This window comes from Actinocorallia sp. API 0066 (assembly GCF_020991275.1).
Lineage (GTDB): Bacteria > Actinomycetota > Actinomycetes > Streptosporangiales > Streptosporangiaceae > Actinocorallia.
Genome location: NZ_JAJLQY010000004.1, coordinates 263,933 through 281,033, shown reverse-complemented (window position 1 = coordinate 281,033; position 17,101 = coordinate 263,933). Strand labels below are relative to the sequence as shown.

17 protein-coding genes are annotated in these 17,101 nt (G+C 71.7%); 10 read left to right on the top strand and 7 right to left on the bottom strand.

Translation table 11 applies throughout. The features are described from left to right. Positions 1-88: 88 nt before the first annotated feature. Both LO762_RS33470 and LO762_RS12230 read right to left on the bottom strand, forming a co-directional pair. Complete coding sequence (locus tag LO762_RS33470; protein WP_230614724.1) at positions 89-1,219, bottom strand: NAD(P)/FAD-dependent oxidoreductase; 1,131 nt, start codon at positions 1,217-1,219, stop codon at positions 89-91. Positions 1,220-1,293: 74 nt separating this feature from the next. After that, positions 1,294-2,370 carry a calcium:proton antiporter gene (locus LO762_RS12230; RefSeq protein WP_230614723.1) on the bottom strand — a complete coding sequence of 359 codons (1,077 nt, stop codon included), beginning with the start codon at positions 2,368-2,370 and terminating at the stop codon, positions 1,294-1,296. Between the two features lie 255 nt (positions 2,371-2,625). Here LO762_RS12230 and LO762_RS12225 point away from each other — a divergent pair, with 255 nt between their 5' ends. Then, complete coding sequence (locus LO762_RS12225; protein ID WP_230614722.1) at positions 2,626-3,069, top strand: nuclear transport factor 2 family protein; 444 nt, start codon at positions 2,626-2,628, stop codon at positions 3,067-3,069. A gap of 9 nt (positions 3,070-3,078) precedes the next feature. On the opposite strand, the gene LO762_RS12220 is transcribed toward LO762_RS12225, so the two are convergent. Next, positions 3,079-4,041: an isopenicillin N synthase family oxygenase gene (locus LO762_RS12220; protein ID WP_230614721.1), complete on the bottom strand. Its 963-nt coding sequence runs from the start codon at positions 4,039-4,041 to the stop codon at positions 3,079-3,081. A 168-nt stretch (positions 4,042-4,209) separates the two neighbouring features. Between LO762_RS12220 and LO762_RS12215 the strand changes: the two genes are divergently transcribed. Continuing rightward, positions 4,210-5,073, top strand: coding sequence for an SDR family oxidoreductase (locus LO762_RS12215; protein WP_230614720.1), 864 nt, complete (start codon positions 4,210-4,212; stop codon positions 5,071-5,073). 138 nt (positions 5,074-5,211) lie between these two features. Further along, the gene (locus tag LO762_RS12210) at positions 5,212-6,486 is read left to right on the top strand and encodes a lysine N(6)-hydroxylase/L-ornithine N(5)-oxygenase family protein (RefSeq protein WP_230614719.1); all 1,275 of its coding nucleotides are present in this window, start codon (positions 5,212-5,214) and stop codon (positions 6,484-6,486) included. A 45-nt stretch (positions 6,487-6,531) separates the two neighbouring features. Here the strand turns inward: LO762_RS12210 and LO762_RS12205 are convergent, their stop codons facing one another. The 4 genes from LO762_RS12205 to ppk2 form a co-directional block, all read right to left on the bottom strand. Further along, positions 6,532-7,071, bottom strand: coding sequence for a TetR/AcrR family transcriptional regulator (locus LO762_RS12205; protein ID WP_230614718.1), 540 nt, complete (start codon positions 7,069-7,071; stop codon positions 6,532-6,534). Then, positions 7,068-8,489 (bottom strand): MFS transporter, encoded by a 1,422-nt coding sequence (locus tag LO762_RS12200; protein WP_230614717.1) that lies wholly within the window; start codon positions 8,487-8,489, stop codon positions 7,068-7,070. The genes LO762_RS12205 and LO762_RS12200 overlap by 4 nt, the downstream gene beginning before the upstream one ends. A 104-nt stretch (positions 8,490-8,593) precedes the next feature. Beyond that, positions 8,594-9,436, bottom strand: coding sequence for a polysaccharide deacetylase family protein (locus LO762_RS12195; RefSeq protein ID WP_230614716.1), 843 nt, complete (start codon positions 9,434-9,436; stop codon positions 8,594-8,596). Between the two features lie 87 nt (positions 9,437-9,523). Further along, complete coding sequence (gene ppk2, locus LO762_RS12190; protein WP_230614715.1) at positions 9,524-10,330, bottom strand: polyphosphate kinase 2; 807 nt, start codon at positions 10,328-10,330, stop codon at positions 9,524-9,526. Between the two features lie 117 nt (positions 10,331-10,447). Between ppk2 and LO762_RS12185 the strand changes: the two genes are divergently transcribed. The 7 genes from LO762_RS12185 to LO762_RS12155 all read left to right on the top strand — a co-directional run bounded on the left by LO762_RS12185 (position 10,448) and on the right by LO762_RS12155 (position 17,053). Further along, on the top strand, positions 10,448-10,921 hold the full coding sequence (locus LO762_RS12185) for a hypothetical protein (RefSeq protein ID WP_230614714.1): 474 nt from the start codon (positions 10,448-10,450) through the stop codon (positions 10,919-10,921). Between the two features lie 151 nt (positions 10,922-11,072). After that, positions 11,073-11,687 (top strand): CDP-alcohol phosphatidyltransferase family protein, encoded by a 615-nt coding sequence (locus LO762_RS12180; protein ID WP_230614713.1) that lies wholly within the window; start codon positions 11,073-11,075, stop codon positions 11,685-11,687. Beyond that, positions 11,684-14,182, top strand: coding sequence for a mannose-1-phosphate guanyltransferase (locus tag LO762_RS12175; protein WP_230614712.1), 2,499 nt, complete (start codon positions 11,684-11,686; stop codon positions 14,180-14,182). The genes LO762_RS12180 and LO762_RS12175 overlap by 4 nt, the downstream gene beginning before the upstream one ends. A 210-nt stretch (positions 14,183-14,392) precedes the next feature. Further along, positions 14,393-14,926 carry an FHA domain-containing protein gene (locus tag LO762_RS12170; RefSeq protein WP_230614711.1) on the top strand — a complete coding sequence of 178 codons (534 nt, stop codon included), beginning with the start codon at positions 14,393-14,395 and terminating at the stop codon, positions 14,924-14,926. Then, positions 14,923-15,585: a MerR family transcriptional regulator gene (locus LO762_RS12165; RefSeq protein ID WP_230614710.1), complete on the top strand. Its 663-nt coding sequence runs from the start codon at positions 14,923-14,925 to the stop codon at positions 15,583-15,585. Before LO762_RS12170 ends, LO762_RS12165 begins: the two co-directional genes overlap by 4 nt. 107 nt (positions 15,586-15,692) lie before the next feature. Beyond that, on the top strand, positions 15,693-16,169 hold the full coding sequence (locus LO762_RS12160) for a bifunctional nuclease family protein (protein WP_230614709.1): 477 nt from the start codon (positions 15,693-15,695) through the stop codon (positions 16,167-16,169). Between the two features lie 287 nt (positions 16,170-16,456). Beyond that, the gene (locus tag LO762_RS12155) at positions 16,457-17,053 is read left to right on the top strand and encodes a MerR family transcriptional regulator (protein ID WP_308103770.1); all 597 of its coding nucleotides are present in this window, start codon (positions 16,457-16,459) and stop codon (positions 17,051-17,053) included. Positions 17,054-17,101 lie beyond the last annotated feature (48 nt).

Here is a 17,101-nt window from a genome sequence, read left to right as displayed (position 1 = left end):
GCCGCGAGGGCGGCCGGTCCGGGGAACAGGCCGAGCCTACTGGATCTTCTCGGACTCCGCGCCACGAACCGGGCGCCACCGGGCGTGCTCAGCGCCGCGCGCTGACCGCCTTCAGCATCCCCGCAAAACCGGCGGTGACGACCCTGCGCGGGGCGAGGGCGAGGGGTCGTAGCAGCGGCCCGCTCTGCGCGAGCGTGCGCGGCCCGGAGATGGCGAGGCTCCGGCTGGCGATGGCCGACGCGACCTTCGCCGCCCTCCTGCGCCGCGCGGAGTAGACGTCCACGACCTCGTCGAGGGCGACGCTCTCCAGGCACTCCAGGAGCACCGAGACGTCCTCCAGGCCCTGGTTCGCGCCGTGCGCCATCACGGGCGGCATCGCGTGCGCGGCGTCGCCGAGCAGGACGCACCGGCCCGCGCCCCACCGGACGGGCACCCGGTGCCGGGTGTGCGGGAAGATCTCGATGTCGGCGGGGGACAGCGCGTCGAGGAGTTCGGGGATGGGCGAGGCCCATCCGCCGTACCTGCGGCGCAGCACGTCGAGCCGCGCGGACGGTGGGACGTCGATCGTGCTCGGCAGGTCGAAGAACCACTGCGTGAGCCCGTCGCCCGCGCCCATGTAGCCGCAGTCGCCCTGCCGTCCGAGGGTCAGTGTGGTGGTGGCGCCGGTGTCGAACGGCGCGGGGGTGAGGCCCTGCCACGTCGCCACGCCTGTCGCGACGGCGGGCGGGCCGCCCAGCACGGCCTGGCGGACTCGGGAGCGGACCCCGTCGGCGCCGACGAGGAGGTCGGCCCGGTGGGCGCGGCCGGAGGCCGTCCGGGCCCAGGCGCCGTCGCGGTCGGTTCCGGCGTCCACCACGCCGTCGCCGTAGCCGACGGCCTCGGCGGGCAGCAGGGACGCGAGCGCGGTGATGAGTGTGCCGCGCGGGGTGGCGCGGGTCTCGGAGCCCATCGGCGTGGTCATCGTGTCGAGGTCGAGTTCCAGGACGCGGTGTCCGGTCGCGGTGCGCAGCGCGAGGCGCGAGAACCGCTGCCCCAGCTTCGCGGTCTCGACGCCGAGCGCCCGGAGCGCGTAGGTGCCGTGCGGCCACAGGTTGATCGCGCCGCCGCCCAGGCGCGGCGCCTCGGCCTCCTCCAGCACCCGCACCTCGTGGCCCGCGCGGAGCAGTCCGAGGGTGGTGGCGAGCCCGCAGATTCCCGCGCCCGCGACGAGTACGCGCACCGGCGACCACCTTGCCCCTCGTATGTACTACAACGTGTAGTACTACTTTTTATAGAGCAAGTGTTCGCTGACGTCTAGGGCACCGCCGTCAGGAAGAGGAACGACGCGAAGATGGCCAGGTGGACGCCGCCCTGCAGCACCGTCGCCTTGCCGGGCACGATCGTGAGGATCGACACCACCATGGTGAGCGTGAGCAGCACGAGCTGTGTGGGCCCGAGCCCGAGAACGAGGTCGCCCGGCACGATGAACGACGCGATCGAGATGACCGGAATGGTCAGGCCGATGCTCGCGTTGGCCGAGCCGAGCGCGAGGTTCAGGCTGGTCTGCGGCCGCCCGCGCCCGGCCGCGCGCAGCGCCGCGAGTGTCTCCGGCAGCAGCACGAGCAGCGCGATGACGACCCCGACGACGGCGTGCGGCATCCCCAACTGTTCCACCCCCCGCTCGATGACGGGTGACTCCACCTTGGCCAGCCCCACGACCGCGACGAGCGCCACCATGAGCAGCCCCAGGCTGTAGAACGTCGCCGCGTTCGTCGGGGGCGCGGCGTGCTCGTCGTCCTCCAGCACCTCACCCTCCTTGGTGACGGGCAGGAAGTAGTCGCGGTGCCGGACCGTCTGGGTGAACACGTGCAGCCCGTACAGGAAGCACGCGATGAGCGCGGCGAACACGAGCTGGATCGTGGCGAACCGCGGCCCTGCCGCTGTGGTGGTGAACGAGGGGAGCACCATCGTCAGGGTGACCAGGGACGCCACGATGGCGAGCATGCCGCCGGTGCCGCCCGGCTGGAAGTGCGCCATCCGCCGCCGGTGCGCGGTCAGCCACAGCGACACCCCGACGATCCCGTTGCAGGTGATCATGACCGCGGCGAACACGGTGTCGCGCGCGAGGTAGGCGCCCTTCGGCCCGCTGGACAGCATGACGCTGACGATGAGCGCGACCTCGATGACGGTGACGGCGACGGCGAGCACGAGCGACCCGAACGGCTCGCCGACCCGGTGCGCGATGACCTCGGCGTGGTGCACGGCGGCGAGCACGGCCCCGGCGAGCAGCAGCGCCGCGATCACCGCGACGGCCCCCGACGGCCCGGTGAAGAGCGAGATGAGCAGCCCGACCATGGCCAGGACCGGCACCGCCGTGCTCCAGCTCTTCACCGTGCCCCCTTCTCCGGCGACGAGGGGGGATGATCCTGGCCTACCCGAGATGATCAGCGTGTGAAACGCTCTGTCCCCTGCCGCCGGAACAGGGGGTTTCATGCCGATCAGCAGAAGAGCACTCCTCACCGGAGCCACGTCGGGGGCCGGGGCGCTCGAGTGCTGAGGGCGTCCGTTTTTGGGGCAAGGGGCTACCGGGTGGCGGGTTGTCGTGGCACGATCGCGGTTGCTCCCGGCGTACGGAGGTGACCCCCGGTGACCGAACCGGCCAGCTCACAGGCTGTTCTCGACCGGCTGGAGATCGCGGACCTGCTCGCCCGCTACGGGCTCGCCGTGGACAGCGGGCGCTGGTCGCTGCTGGACACGGTGTTCACGCCCGACGCGATCCTCGACTACACGGCGACGGGCGGCGCGAAAGGCGGGCTCCGCGAGGTGCGCGCGTGGCTGAGCGAGGTGCTTCCGGCGTTCCCGGGGCGGCTGCACCTGCTGGGCCCGCCCGCGATCGCCTTCGACGGCGACCACGCGGGCGTCACCGTGGCGTTCACCGACACGCTCGCGCCCTCCCGCGAGCCGCTCGGCGCCGCCGCTCCCGGCCTCGTCCAGGGCGGCGGCTACTACCACCACCGGATGGAGCGCACACCCGTCGGCTGGCGTAGCCGGGAGCTCGTGGTGGAGCAGTCGTGGCGGGTCTTCCACTGACCGGCGCGGCTACCCCACGGTGATCGCGGCGAGCTTGGCCCCGAGGTAGTCGGCGGCCCGCACGGGCGGGTGCGCGACCCTCCCGAGCGGCGCGGGGATCGACTCGATGACGGCGCCCGGATCCGTCTCGTAGAAGAAGATGAGCGACATCAGCTCCTCCTCCGGCGCCGACGCGTCGGGGGCCAGGACCCGGTGCCGGTTGGACTTCCAGCGCTCGCCCGTCCAGCGGGAGAGCAGGTCGCCGGTGTTGATGGTGAAGGAGTCCGGGACGAACGGGGCGTCCACCCAGCCGTCCTCCTCGCCCCACACCTGGAGGCCGCCGGTGCCGGGCTCCCGGTCCAGGATCGTCACCGTGCCGAAGTCGGTGTGCGGGCCGATCCGGAACTGGCCGGGCTCGGGCGCGCCGGTCACGGCGAGCGGCGGGTACCAGTTGAGGTTCAGCGTGTAGGACGGGTGGCTTGTCTTGGCGGTGAAGAAGTCGAGCGGAAGGTCGAGCGCGGCCGCGCAGATCCTGAGCAGTTCGTCGCCGAGCGCCCGCATCCGGGCCAGGTAGTCCTCCAGCAGGGCGCGCAGTTCGGGCACCTCGCCGGGGAACACGTTCGGCGGGAACCAGAACCCGTCGACGGCAGCGTCGCCCGTCGTCTCCCGCGCGCCCACCGCGAAGCTCTCCTTGAGGTCGGGCGGTGTCGCGGTGCCCTCGGCGTACCCGTTGGCCTCGACGCCCGGCGGCAGCCAGCCCCGGCCGCCGACCGTCGTGGCGTAGGCGTCCTTGACGTCGCGGGGCAGCGCGAAGAACCGCTTGGCCGCCGCCCGGATGTCGGCCCGCAGCGCCTCGGGCACACCGTGCCCGGTGACGAGGAGGAAGCCCGTCTCGCGCAGCGCGGCGTCCACCGCGCGGGCGACGGCGGCCCGTCCGTCGGGGGAGCCCTGGAACCAGGGGGTCAGGTCGATGATGGGGACACGGGTGCTCATCTGCCCTGAATAGCGCCGATCGCGCCGGGTGGGAAGGCCGGTTACGGCATGGCAACGCGGGTTTAGCCGGGGGGAAACGCGGCTCCGCCGAACCGGGCTCTGGCGCTTACTAGACAAATCGTCTACGCTCCCGACTGTCCCAGCCACAACTGGAAAGATGGAGGCGGTATGAGCGACGTCAAGGTGGCGGTGGTCACGGGCGCGGCCCGCGGCCTGGGCGAGCTGATCGCGCGCAGGCTCGCCGCGCGCGGCTACCGGCTGGCGCTCGTCGGCCTTGAGCCGGACGAGATGGCGCGGGTCGCCGCGGCGTGCGGGAACGGCTCGGAGTCCTGGAAGGCCGACGTCACCGACGACGCCTCGATGGCCGAGGTCGCCGCGCGGATCAAGGAGAAGTTCGGCCGCGTGGACGTCGTGGTGGCCAACGCGGGCGTCGCGACCGGCGGCCCGGTCGAGCTGTCCGACGCCGTCACCTTCAACCGGGTGATCCAGGTGAACCTCCTGGGCAGCGCCACCACCGCGCGCGCGTTCCTGCCCGCGCTGCGCGCCTCGCGCGGCTACTACTTCCAGGTCGCCTCGCTGGCCGCGCTCACCGCCGCGCCGATGATGGCCGCCTACTGCGCCAGCAAGTCCGGCGTCGAGGCGTTCGCGCACTGCCTGCGCGCCGAGGTCGCCCGGTACGGCGTGGGCGTCGGCGTCGGCTACCTGAGCTGGACCGACACCGACATGGTGCGCGGCGCCGACCAGGACGCGGTGATGCGCGACCTGCGCGCCAAGATGCCGTGGCCCGCCGGGAAGACCTACCCGCTGGAGCCGACGGTGGACCGCCTCGTCGCGGGCATCGTGCGCCGCAAGCCGCAGGTGTACGGCCAGTGGTGGCTGCCCGGACTGCGCTACCTGCGGCCGCTGCTGCCCGGCATCATCACCGGCCGGGCGGGCAAGATGCTCGCCGGGTTCGACGAGCGGTGGGCGCAGGCCGGCGGGAAGATCGGGCTTGTCGGCGCGGGCGGCGCGGCCGACGAGAAGCGGGGCTGACGCGGCGGCGCGGGTCGCGTGGAGGGGCCCGCGTCACGCCCGCTAGGGGTGCCCCGGTATGGACGGCGATCATAGGTAAGGCTTACCTTCATTAGGCTTGCCTAAGTTCGTTAACAGACCTGTAGTGAGGGGACCCCCATGAGCGGCGCCGCAGAGCATGTCCACGACCTGGTGGGGATCGGTTTCGGTCCCTCCAACCTCGCCCTCGCCATCGCGTTGCGGGAAGAGGGCGAGGGGCTCGACGCGGTCTTCCTGGAGAGGCAGCGGGCGTTCGGATGGCACCGGGGGATGCTCATCGAGGGCACCACGATGCAGGTGTCGTTCCTCAAGGACCTCGCGACGATGCGGAACCCGTCGAGCTCCTTCAGCTTCCTCACCTACCTGAAGGAGCGCGACCGGCTTGTGGACTTCATCAACCACAAGACGATGTTCCCCTCGCGCGTCGAGTTCCACGACTACCTGGAGTGGGCCGCCGCCCGGTTCGCCGACGAGGTCGAGTACGGCACCGAGGTGGTGGCCGTCCGTCCCGTCGTCGAGGACGGTGTGGTGACGGCCTGCGAGGTGGTGGCGAGACGGGACGGCGTGACGGTCACCCGCCGCGCCCGCAACCTTGTCGTCGCGACCGGCCTGGAGGCCGTGGTGCCCGAGGGCGTCGCGCTGGGCGAGCGGGTCTGGCACAGCCACGAGCTGCTGCGGCGGCTGCCGGAGCTGACCGCGCCGCGCCGCCTGCTGGTGCTCGGCGCGGGCCAGAGCGGCGCCGAGGTGGTGGACCACCTGCACCAGCGCTTCCCCGAGAGCGAGGTGTGCGCCGTCTTCGCCAAGTACGGCTACACCCCCGCCGACGACAGCAGCTTCGCCAACCGCATCTTCGACCCGGCCGCGGTGGACCACTTCCACTACGCGCCCGAGGACGTCAAGCGGATGCTGCTGGACTACCACGGCTCCACGAACTACTCGGTCGTGGACCTCGACCTCATCGACGAGCTGTACCGGCGCGTCTACCAGGAGAAGGTGCAGGGCAAGGAGCGCCTGCGCGTCCTCAACGTCTCCCGGATCACCGAGCTGACCGAGCACGGCGACGGCGTGAGCGCCGTTGTGGAGTTCCTGCCGACGGGCGAGCGCACCGTGCTGGAGGCCGACGCCCTGGTGTGCGCCACCGGCTACCGCAGCCGCGACCCGCTCGCCCTGCTCGACGGCCTCGCCGAGCACTGCGCGCGCCGCCCGGACGGCGGCGTGGACCTCGGCCGCGACTACCGCGTCGCCACCGCCCCCGAGGTCCGCTGCGGCGTCTACCTGCAGGGCGCCACCGAGCGCACCCACGGCCTCAGCTCGACCTTGCTGTCCAACACCGCGGTCCGCGCGGGCGAGATCGTCCAGTCGTTGCTGCGGGCCCGCAAACTCGTCTCCGTCTGATCCCGGACCCACCCGGCAGTGACGTGCTGGCGGGCGCCCCGCCCGTCAGCCGTCGATCAGTGTCTGGAGTGAGGGCGCGTACCTGGCGACGACCACGGCCGGGTCCGCGGCCATCGCGGCGCCGTCCTTCTGGATCGCCAGCATCGTGCTCAGGCCCAGGAAGTGCGCCCACACCAGTTCCGCCCGCAGCGCCGCGTCCGGACCCGGCAGGAGGGCGGTGAGCCGCGCGAGGGCCTGGTCGCGGAACCTGCCGACGAGCAGCGCCCGCTCGTCGCCCGCCGCGATGCCGAAGATCACTCGCAGCAGCGGCGGCGGCTCCTCGCGGTGCCGCACCATCACCGCCGTCTCCACCAGGTGCCTGCCCAGGTCGGGCAGCGGCGCGGCGAGCAGCGTGTCGAGGTCGGCGGTGAAGTCTGCGACGGCCTCGAAGAGCTGCTCCTTGCCGCCGAAGTGCTTGACGATGAGGGCGGCGCTCACCCCGGCGTCCGCGGCGATCCCGCGCAGCGTCACGGTGGCGTAGGACCGGGACGCGAACGCCCGCCGCGCGGCGCGCAGGATCGCCGTCCGTCCCGAGTCGGTGCTCACGCCGCGACGCTCCGCGCGGGGAGGAGGTCGGCGGGCTTGTCGGTCGGCTTGTCGGCGGCGCGGGGGCGCGGCACGATCAGCGCGAGCGGCAGCGCGCACACGGCGGCCGCGCCGGAGACGAGGAAGATGAGCAGGTAGGCGTCGAAGCTGGCGGCGCCGTTGATGACGAGGTGGCTGAGCGCCGCCGCGCACATCGCGCTCGACCCGGCCTGCCCGACCATCCGCATGAGCGTGTTGAGGCCGGTCGCCGCCGCTGTCTCGGTGACGGGGATCGCGCCCATGATCAGGACCGGCAGCGCGGAGTAGGCCAGGGCGGTGCCGACGGCGACAACGGTGGCTCCCAGGATGATCGACCACAGGACGTGGCTCGCAGAGTAACGGACCGCGTAGCCGAGTGCCATCACGAGGGCCCCCAGCGCGACCGTCATCTTGGGGCCGCGCCGGTTGGTCAGCCTTGCCGACACCGGGGCGAGCAGCGCCATCGACACGCCGCCGGGCAGCATGCACAGGCCGCCCGCCATGACCGACAGGCCGAGGCCGTAGCCGGTGCTGGTCGGCTCCTGGACGAGCTGGGCGGTGGACAGCGAGTTGGCGTAGAAGGCGAACCCGATGACGAGCGCCGCGATGTTGGCGAGCAGCACCGGGGGACGGACGGCGACGCGCAGGTCCACCAGCGGGTCGGGCCGCCGCAGCTCGTGCCAGACCCACACCGGCACCAGGACCAGCGTCGCCGCGCCGAGCCCGAGCACGACGGGGGAGCCCAGGCCCCAGTCCGCGCTCTTGGTGACGGCGAGGAGGAGGAACACGAGGATGGCCGTCAGGCCGACGCCGCCGAGGTAGTCGAACTTGCCGGGCGTGGTGACGGTCGACTCGGGCACGAGCAGCCGCACCGCGACGAGGATCGCGACGGACGCGACGGCGCAGACCCAGAACATCGCGCGCCAGTCGGCGTACTCGATGACGACGGCGGCGACGGGCAGGCCGACCGCCGCGCCGATGCCGATGGTGGCGCTCATCACCGCGACGCCGCCCGCGACCCGCTCGGGCGGCAGCACGTCGCGCAGGATGCTGATGCCGAGCGGGGTCGCGGCCATGCCGACGCCCTGGAGCGTTCTCCCGGCGATGAGCAGAGGGAGGGCGGTGGTCAGCGCGCACAGCACCGAGCCGAGCGCCACGAGCACGAGCGACCACAGCAGGACGCGGCGTTTGCCGTACATGTCGCCCGCCCGGCCGAGAAGGGGCGTGGCGACGGCGCCGCTGAGCAGCGTGGCGGTGACGACCCAGCTGACGTCGGCGGGCGCGCTTCCGGTGATCTCGGGGAACAGGGGGAGCATGGGCACGGTGATCGTCTGCATGAGCGCGACCACCGTGCCGGAGGACGCGAGCACTGCCGTGATGGGGGGTGTACGTCCGTTCACCACGCCAGAGTAAACGCATGTTCACCCCGCTGTCCCGGAAAATGCCCGGTGAGCTGTGTCTCTTCGGCATCGCCGCAGGTCAGCGCGCCGCGAGAATCCGGGAGTCAGACCAGGCGGCGGTACTGCGCCCCCGGCTGGACGACGGCGGAGGCCAGCAGCTCGGAGACGGTCGCGAACACGTAGCCGCGCTTCTTCAGCGTCCTGATCACCCGGGGCATCGCCGCGACGCTCGGCTTGCGGATGTCGTGCAGGAGCACGATCTCCCCCGGCTGCACCTCCTTCAGCACCTTGCGCGCCACCTCGTCCGCGCCCATGCCCCGCCAGTCCTGCGGGTCCACCCCCCAGATCACCTCGGGCATGCCGAGCGCGGCCACCTCCTTGGCCACCTTCCTGTCGCTCGCCCCGTACGGCGGCCGCATCACCGCCGGACGCCGCCCCGTCACCCGCTCGACCAGATCCGACGTCCTGGTGAGCTGCGACCTGACCTGCGCCGGGGTGAGCCCGGTCAGGTCCTTGTGGTCCCACGTGTGGTTCCCGATCTGGTGGCCCGCCTCCGCCGTCCGGCGCAGCACCTCGGGCCGCTCGGCCACCATCTCGCCCAGCACGAAGAACGTCGCCCGCACCTTCTCCGCCGCGAGCGTCTTCAGCAGGGCGTCGGTGTGCGGCCCCGGGCCGTCGTCGAACGTGAGCGCCACGCACTTCTCGACCGAGCAGTCGTGCGGGTAGGCGTCCGCCCGCAGGCCGCGCCGCGCCTCGGCGTCCGCCGCGACCGGCGCCGCCCACGGCCGCCCCTGGACGCCCTCGGCCGGGCCCTCCGGGAGCAGGTGCACGTCATCGACGACCGCGACCACGCCCAGGCCCGCCATGCCGATCGCCAGCCCCGCCCCGAGCGCCACCACCGTCACCAGCGCGAGCGCCGCCATCAACGCCACCGCCAGCTTCTTCATGCGCAGTCCCCCGAACGCGGCGAAGATCGTTTGCAGCAGGACACTGCCCGATGCCCGCCCGCGAAAACCAGGCAACGCGCGCAGCGCCTAGAACAGGTCGGAGGCGACGTCGGGGACGAGTGTCGTCTGGCGGGGTGGTCGGACGTATCCGCTGGGTGCCGGACGGTGCGGCATCTCGATCTTCGGCGGAGGCACCTCGTAGTAGGGGACGGTCGAAAGCAGATGCGAGATCATGTTGATCCGGGCGCGCCGCTTGTCGTCGCTCTCGACCTCGTACCAGGGCGCCTCGGGGATGTCGGTGTAGACCATCATCTGGTCCTTGGCCTGCGAGTACTGCTCCCACCTGCTGATGGACTCCAGGTCCATCGGCGACAGCTTCCAGCGCCGCATCGGGTCGTCCAAGCGCGCCTCGAACCTGCGCTGCTGCTCGGCGTCGCTCACCGAGAACCAGTACTTGCGCAGCAGGATCCCGTCCTCCACCAGCAGCCGCTCGAAGATCGGGCACTGGTGCAGGAACCGCGAGTACTCCTCGTGCGTGCAGAACCCCATGACATGCTCCACACCCGCCCGGTTGTACCAGCTCCGGTCGAACAGCACGATCTCCCCGGCCGCCGGGAGCTGCTCCGCGTACCGCTGGAAGTACCACTGGGTGCGCTGCCGCTCGGTCGGCGTGGGCAGCGCCGCGATCCTGGCGACACGCGGGCTCAGGTACTCGGTGATCCGCTTGATCGACCCGCCCTTGCCCGCCGCGTCACGGCCCTCGAAGACCACGACGAGGCGCTGCCCTTCGGCCTTCACCCACTCCTGGAGCTTCACCAGCTCCGCCTGGAGCCGGAGGATCTCGTCGTTGTACACCTTGCGGGGGAGCTTCGCCGTTTTCGCCGTCTTCGCCATGGTCCCCATTATCTGCCGCGATCATCGTCTTTGCCCCGTCTTGATCGACTACTTCGGCGTGATTTGCCCCCGCCTGACTACGCTTTGCTGAAGGAGGCCGAGCCCGGGGGAAGGACGATGCGCACTATTCGCCTGGTGGTCAGCCTCGCCGCGGTCGGCGTCGGCGCCGAGGTCCTGGCCATCTGCCTGAGCCGGGTCGTGCTCCCGCTGGAGGAGGCCACCCGCCCCGTCGGGGAGGGCACCGCGCACGCCGACGTGGACTTCGCCTCCGGGATGCTCGCCTACCTCACCCTCCTCACCGCGGGCACGCTCAACGCCGCCGTCATGGTGATCCTCGGCCTGCGCGCCACCGCCGTGCACCGCGACGCCGCCGCCTGGCGGCGCAGTCAGCGGCGCGTCCTGCAGTGCTGCGCGGCGGGCGCCGCCATCTGCCTCGTCGCCGCGATCGTCGCCGTCTCCGGCACCACCGCCATCCGGCCCAGCTCGGCCGTCTCCGCGCTCGTCCAGCTCGGCGTCTACGCCGGGCTCGCGGCCCTCGTCGCGCTGTGCCTGCGCGCCCAGCGGCGCGCCACCGCCCGGCGCGAGGAATGACGGGGCGCGCGACGGGGCGCGCGACACGGCGCTGACCCGCGGGTTGACGGGCCGGTGGGTGTGAAGTGCGTCATACCTGCCATGATCGGAACGCTGGAGCGATCCAGCCAGGGGGCTTCGATCAACCGCCCGGTAAGGTCGGTTCAGGGAGGTGGGACGCTTGGAGACGAGGGACCGGATCTTCACGGTGCCGAACGCGCTGAGCCTCGCCCGCCTCCTCGGAGTCCCGCTCTTCTTCTGGCTCGTCCTGGCCGAACACGACGCCTGGGCGATCGGACTGCTCGTCTTCGCGGGGCTCTCGGACTGGGCGGACGGCAAACTCGCCCGCGCCCTCGACCAGACCAGCCGGCTCGGCACCCTGCTCGACCCGGCCGCCGACCGGCTCTACATCCTCGCCACCCTCGTCGGGCTCACCGTCCGCGAGATCATCCCGTGGTGGCTGACCGCCGGGCTCGCCGCCCGCGAGGTCTACATGGCCGTCGTCCTCGCCGTCCTGCGCCGCTACGGCTGGACGGGCCTGCCCGTCCACCTGGTCGGCAAGGCCGCCACCATGTGCCTCCTCTACGCCTTCCCCCTGCTGCTGTGGGGGGCCCACGACGGCCTCGCCGCGACGCTCGCCCGGATCGTCGGCTGGGCGTTCGCGATCTGGGGCACGGCCCTCTACTGGTGGGCCGCCGTCCTCTACACAAGACAGGCACGACAACTCATCCGAGCGCTGCCCCCCCGAGCGGGCGCCGAGAACGAGGGAGTCGCACCAGCGCCATGAAGGCCGTAGTGATGGCCGGAGGCGAGGGGACGCGTCTGCGTCCCATGACCGCCAACCAGCCCAAGCCTCTGCTGCCCGTCATCAACCGTCCGATCATGGAGCACGTGCTCCGGCTGCTGAAGAAACACGGCTTCAGCGAGACAGTCGTCACCGTCCAGTTCCTGGCCGCGCTGATCCGCAACTACTTCGGCGACGGCGAGGAGCTCGGCATGAGCCTCCAGTACGCCACCGAGGAGGTGCCGCTCGGCACCGCGGGCAGCGTCAAGAACGCCGAGGACGCCCTGAAGGACGACCGCTTCCTGGTCATCTCCGGCGACGCCCTCACCGACATCGACCTCACCGACATGGTGAGGTTCCACAAGGAGAACGGCGCCCTGGTGACGATCGGCCTCAAGCGGGTGCCCAACCCGCTGGAGTTCGGCATCATCATCGTGGACGACGAGGGCCGCATCCAGCGGTTCCTGGAGAAGCCCACCTGGGGCCAGGTGTTCTCCGACACCGTCAACACCGGCATCTACGTGATGGAACCCGAGGTGCTGGAACGGGTCGCGCCCGGCGAGAGCGTCGACTGGTCCTCCGACGTGTTCCCCCAGCTCCTGGCCGAGGGCGCACCCCTGTTCGGGTACGTCGCCGACTGCTACTGGGAGGACGTCGGCACCCACGAGAGCTACCTGAAGGCCCAGGCCGACATGCTCTCCGGCAAGGTCGACGTCGAGATCCCCGGTTTTGAGGTGTCGCCCGGCGTCTGGATCGCCGAGGGCGCCGAGGTCGATCCCGGCGCCGTCCTCAAGGGCCCCCTGTACGTCGGCGACTACGCCAAGGTGGAGGCGGGCGCCGAGCTGCGCGAGTACACCGTGCTCGGCAGCAACGTCGTCGTCAAGGAGGGCGCGTTCCTGCACCGGGCCGTCGTCCACGACAACGTGTTCGTCGGGCCGTCCACGAACCTGCGCGGCTGCGTCATCGGCAAGAACACCGACGTCATGGCCGGGGCCCGGATCGAGGAGAACGCCATCGTCGGTGACGAGTGCGTCATCGAGGCCGAGGCTTACGTCTCCAACGGCGTCAAGGTCTACCCGTTCAAGACGGTCGAGGCCGGGGCTGTCGTCAACACCTCGGTCATCTGGGAGTCGCGCGGCCAGCGCAACCTGTTCGGGCCGCGCGGCGTCTCCGGGCTCATCAACGTCGAGATCACCCCGGAACTGGTCGTCCGGCTCACCAGCGCCTACGCCACGACCCTGAAGAAGGGCGCGACGGTCACGACGGCACGCGACGCCTCCCGTGCCGCCCGGACCCTGAAACGCGCCGTCATCGCCGCGCTGACGGCCGGCGCCATCAACGTCGAGGACCTGGAGGCGTGCGCGCTGCCCATGGCCCGCTTCGAGACCGCCAACGGCGACTGCGCGGGCGGCATCGTCGTCCGGACCACCCCCGGCGACCCGCAGGGCGTGGACATCATCTTCCTGGACGAGACCGGCGCCGACCTGTCCCAGGCCGCCCAGCGCAAGCTGGAGCGCGTCTTCGGCAGGCAGGAGTTCCGCCGCGCCTTCCCCGGCGAGATCGCCGAGCTCAGCTACCCCACCCGCGTGGTGGAGACCTACAGCCGCGACCTCGTCCGCCAGATGGACATGTCCGGCATCGACGAGGCGGGCCTGAAGATCGTCGTGGACTGCGCGGGCGGCGTCTCGGCCAACGTCCTGCCGGGCCTGCTCACCAAGGTCGGCGTCGAGGTCCTCACCCTCAACAACCGGCTGGACGAGCTGCACCCCACCGAGACCCCCGCGATCCGCGAGACGGCGCTCGCCGCGATGGGCGCCATCGTCTCCTCCTCGCGGGCCGCCTTCGGCGTCAGGTTCGACCCCGTGGGCGAGCGGATCTCCCTCGTGGACGAACGCGGCACCCCCATCTCCGACGACAGGGCCCTGCTGGTCCTCCTGGACCTCGTGGCGGCCGAACGGCGCGGGGGCGAGGTCGCCCTACCCGTCACCACCACGAGGGTCGCCGAGCGCGTCTGCGCGGCGCACGGGGTCAAGGTGCGGTGGACCTCCACCCACCAGGACGTCCTCACCAAGGCCGCCGCCGACCCGGACGTCGTCTTCGCGGGCGACGGGCGCGGCGGGTTCGTCTTCCCCGAGTTCAGCCACACCGTCGACGGCATCGCCGCGTTCGTCAGGCTGATCGGCCTCGTCGCGCGCACCCGCATGACGCTCTCCCAGATCGACGCGCGCATCCCGGACGCGCACCTGCTGCGCGCGTCCGTGCCGACGCCCTGGGCGGCCAAGGGCAGCGTCATGCGGCACGTGGTCGAGGCGGCGGGCGACCGCACGGTGGACACCACCGACGGCGTTCGTGTGGTCGAGAAGGACGGGCGGTGGGCTCTCGTCCTCCCCGACCCGGCCGAGGCCGTCACCCACCTGTGGGCCGAAGGGCCCGACGAGGGGGGAGCGCGCGAGCTCATGGCCGAGTGGGTCGCCGTGGTCGAGGCCGCCGGGACGTGAAAATCGCGGTGCCCGCGCCCACTAATCGATCACGGGGGGCGCAGGGACAGCCGTCCGCGCGGTACGGTCTTCCTGACAGGCTTTCCGGAGGGCCCTACCGCGCGGCGGCGTAGACCGCCGATCATGGCTGCCGGTAGCGTTGTCCGGAAGTGTTCTTTGCGGGGGCGCGGTCCAGGGGGACCCGCCGAGGGTAGGAGGCCGAGCCGATCGATGCCGAGCGTCTACTGCACGCAGTGCGGTCACGCCAATCCTGAAGGCGCCCGCTTCTGCTCCAACTGCGGCACTCCACTGGTGCGCGGGGCGTACCCTCCTCCCGAGACGCCCGGTGAGTCGACCTCGACGATCTCGATCAGCGGACTGACCGACGGGCTGGAGATCCCCACCGAGGCCCCCGCCGAGGAGTCCGGCTCCGACCAGCTCAACGTCGACGCGCTGCCGTTCGGCATGGCGCTGCTCGTGGTGCGCCGCGGCCCCAACGCCGGAAGCCGCTTCCTGCTCGACAAGGAGCGCACGTCGGCGGGCCGGCACCCCGAGAGCGACATCTTCCTCGACGACGTCACGGTCTCGCGCCGGCACGCCGAGTTCACCCGCCACGGCGGCGGCTTCTCCGTCCGCGACGTCGGCAGCCTCAACGGCACCTACGTCAACCGCGAGCGGATCGACAGCGTGGCGCTGCACGGCGGAGACGAGGTGCAGATCGGGAAGTTCCGGCTCGTGTTCCTCACCAATCCACAGCACGGGTGAGCAGCAGCGCCGCGCGGGCGTACATGACCATCGGGGACGTCCTCGCCCTGCTGCAGGGCGAGTTCCCCGACATCACGCCGTCCAAGATCCGCTTCCTCGAGTCCGAGGGGCTGATCGAGCCGGACCGCACCCCCGCGGGCTACCGGAAGTTCACACACGCCGACGTCGAGCGGCTGCGCTACATCCTCGCCGCGCAGCGTGACAGCTACCTGCCGCTGCGGGTCATCAAGGAGCAGCTCGCGGCGAGGGTGCCGCGCACCCTCGTCGCCGCCGACTCCGCGCCCGCCGCCGAGGTCGCGCTGACCCGCAGACAGCTCCTGGACGCCTCCGGCCTGACCGAGTCGACGCTGGACGAGCTTGAGGCGTACGGGCTGGTCCGCCGGACGAACGGGCACTTCGGCTCCGAGGCGCTGACCGTCGCCAGGACCGCGGCGCGCCTGGCCCCCTACGGGATCGAGGCCCGGCATCTGCGGGTGATCAGGGCCGCCGCCGAACGCGAACTCGACCTCATCGAGCAGATGGTCGCCCCCCTGCTGCGCCGCCGCGCCCCCGGCGCGCACGAGGAGGCGGGCCGCACCGCCGACGCGCTCGCCGCCCTCGTCGTCGAACTGCACACCGCGCTCGTCGCCGCCGGGCTGCGCGACAGCCTCGGTCGCTAGATCGGAGTTGGTTCCGCCATGGCCTGCTCCGGGCCGTACCGGAACCGGTGATCGCGCTCCGGAAGGTGTAGTTTGTGAAGAAGGACCGCGTGACGCAGGGAGCCGCCGTGAAGCAGATGGAGGTCATCGGCGTACGGGTCGAGGTGCCCACCAACCAGCCGATCGTGCTGCTGAAGGAGATCGGCGGAGACCGCTACCTGCCCATCTGGATCGGGGCGGTGGAGGCCACCGCCATCGCCGTCGCGCAGCAGGAGGGACAGCCGCCGGCGCGGCCGCTCACCCACGATCTGTTCAAGAACGTGATCGAGGCGCTGGGCGTGACGCTGGCGACGGTGAACATCACGGCTCTGCGGGACGGGATCTTCTTCGCCGACCTCGTGTTCTCCAACGGCACCGAGGTCAGCGCGCGGCCCTCGGACTCGATCGCGCTCGCGCTGCGCACGGGTTCGTCGATCTTCGCCAGCGAGGACGTGCTGGAGGCGGCGGGCGTGTCCATGCCCGACGAGCAGGAGGACGAGGTGGAGCAGTTCCGGGAGTTCCTGGACAGCGTCTCCCCCGAGGACTTCAAGAAGGGCGGCGCTTAGGCGCCGTACGGTGTGGCGCACCCGCGCCGCGCTCCGTGACCTTTCACCGGACGTGACAGGAGTCATGACCGTTTCCCACACCCGTCGCGCAGGGTAGGGGAGGAGGGGGAGCGGAAAGCGAGCCGTTTGCGCACGTGAAGGCGGATACATCCGCCTTGCGACGCGCCGACGTTGAACGTTGACCATGCCCTGACCGGCACCTACCGTGCTGGTGGAGCACCCGCGGTGAATTTCCGGCAAACCCCCTTGCCGGGATGACCCGGGGATGACAGAAGCCGGAGGTCCGCGTGGCGGTGAGCAGCGGCGAGGACAAGGTGGATCGCGATCGTGAGCTCGCCTCCCAGCGGGCCGGCGAGCAGGGTCTGCTGTTCGAAGGCGGCATCACCGTGCCGTCCCGGCTCTCCGACGAGGTGGGGTTCCGTGGCCCGGCGGCCTGCGCCGCGGCGGGGATCACCTACCGCCAGCTCGACTACTGGGCGCGCACGGGCCTGGTCGAGCCGAGCGTGCGGCCCGCGCACGGCTCCGGCAGCCAGCGGCTCTACGGGTTCCGCGACATCCTCGTGCTCAAGGTCGTCAAGCGGCTGCTGGACACCGGCGTGTCGCTCCAGCAGATCAGGGCCGCCGTCAGCCACCTGCGGGACAGGGGCGTGGCGCACCTGGCGCAGATCACCCTGATGAGCGACGGCGTCAGCGTCTACGAGTGCACCAGCCCCGACGAGGTCGTCGATCTGCTCCAGGGCGGGCAGGGCGTGTTCGGCATCGCGCTGGGCCGGGTCTGGCAGGAGGTCGAGGGCAGCCTCGCCCGGATGCCCGCCGAGAGCGCCGCGCCGAGCACCGGCGCGGGCGACGAGCTGTCCCGGCGCCGCGCCCGCAAGACGGGCTGACCCGCCCGCCGACCCCGCCGGATTCTTCGGCCCTGGACGGCGCTGAGC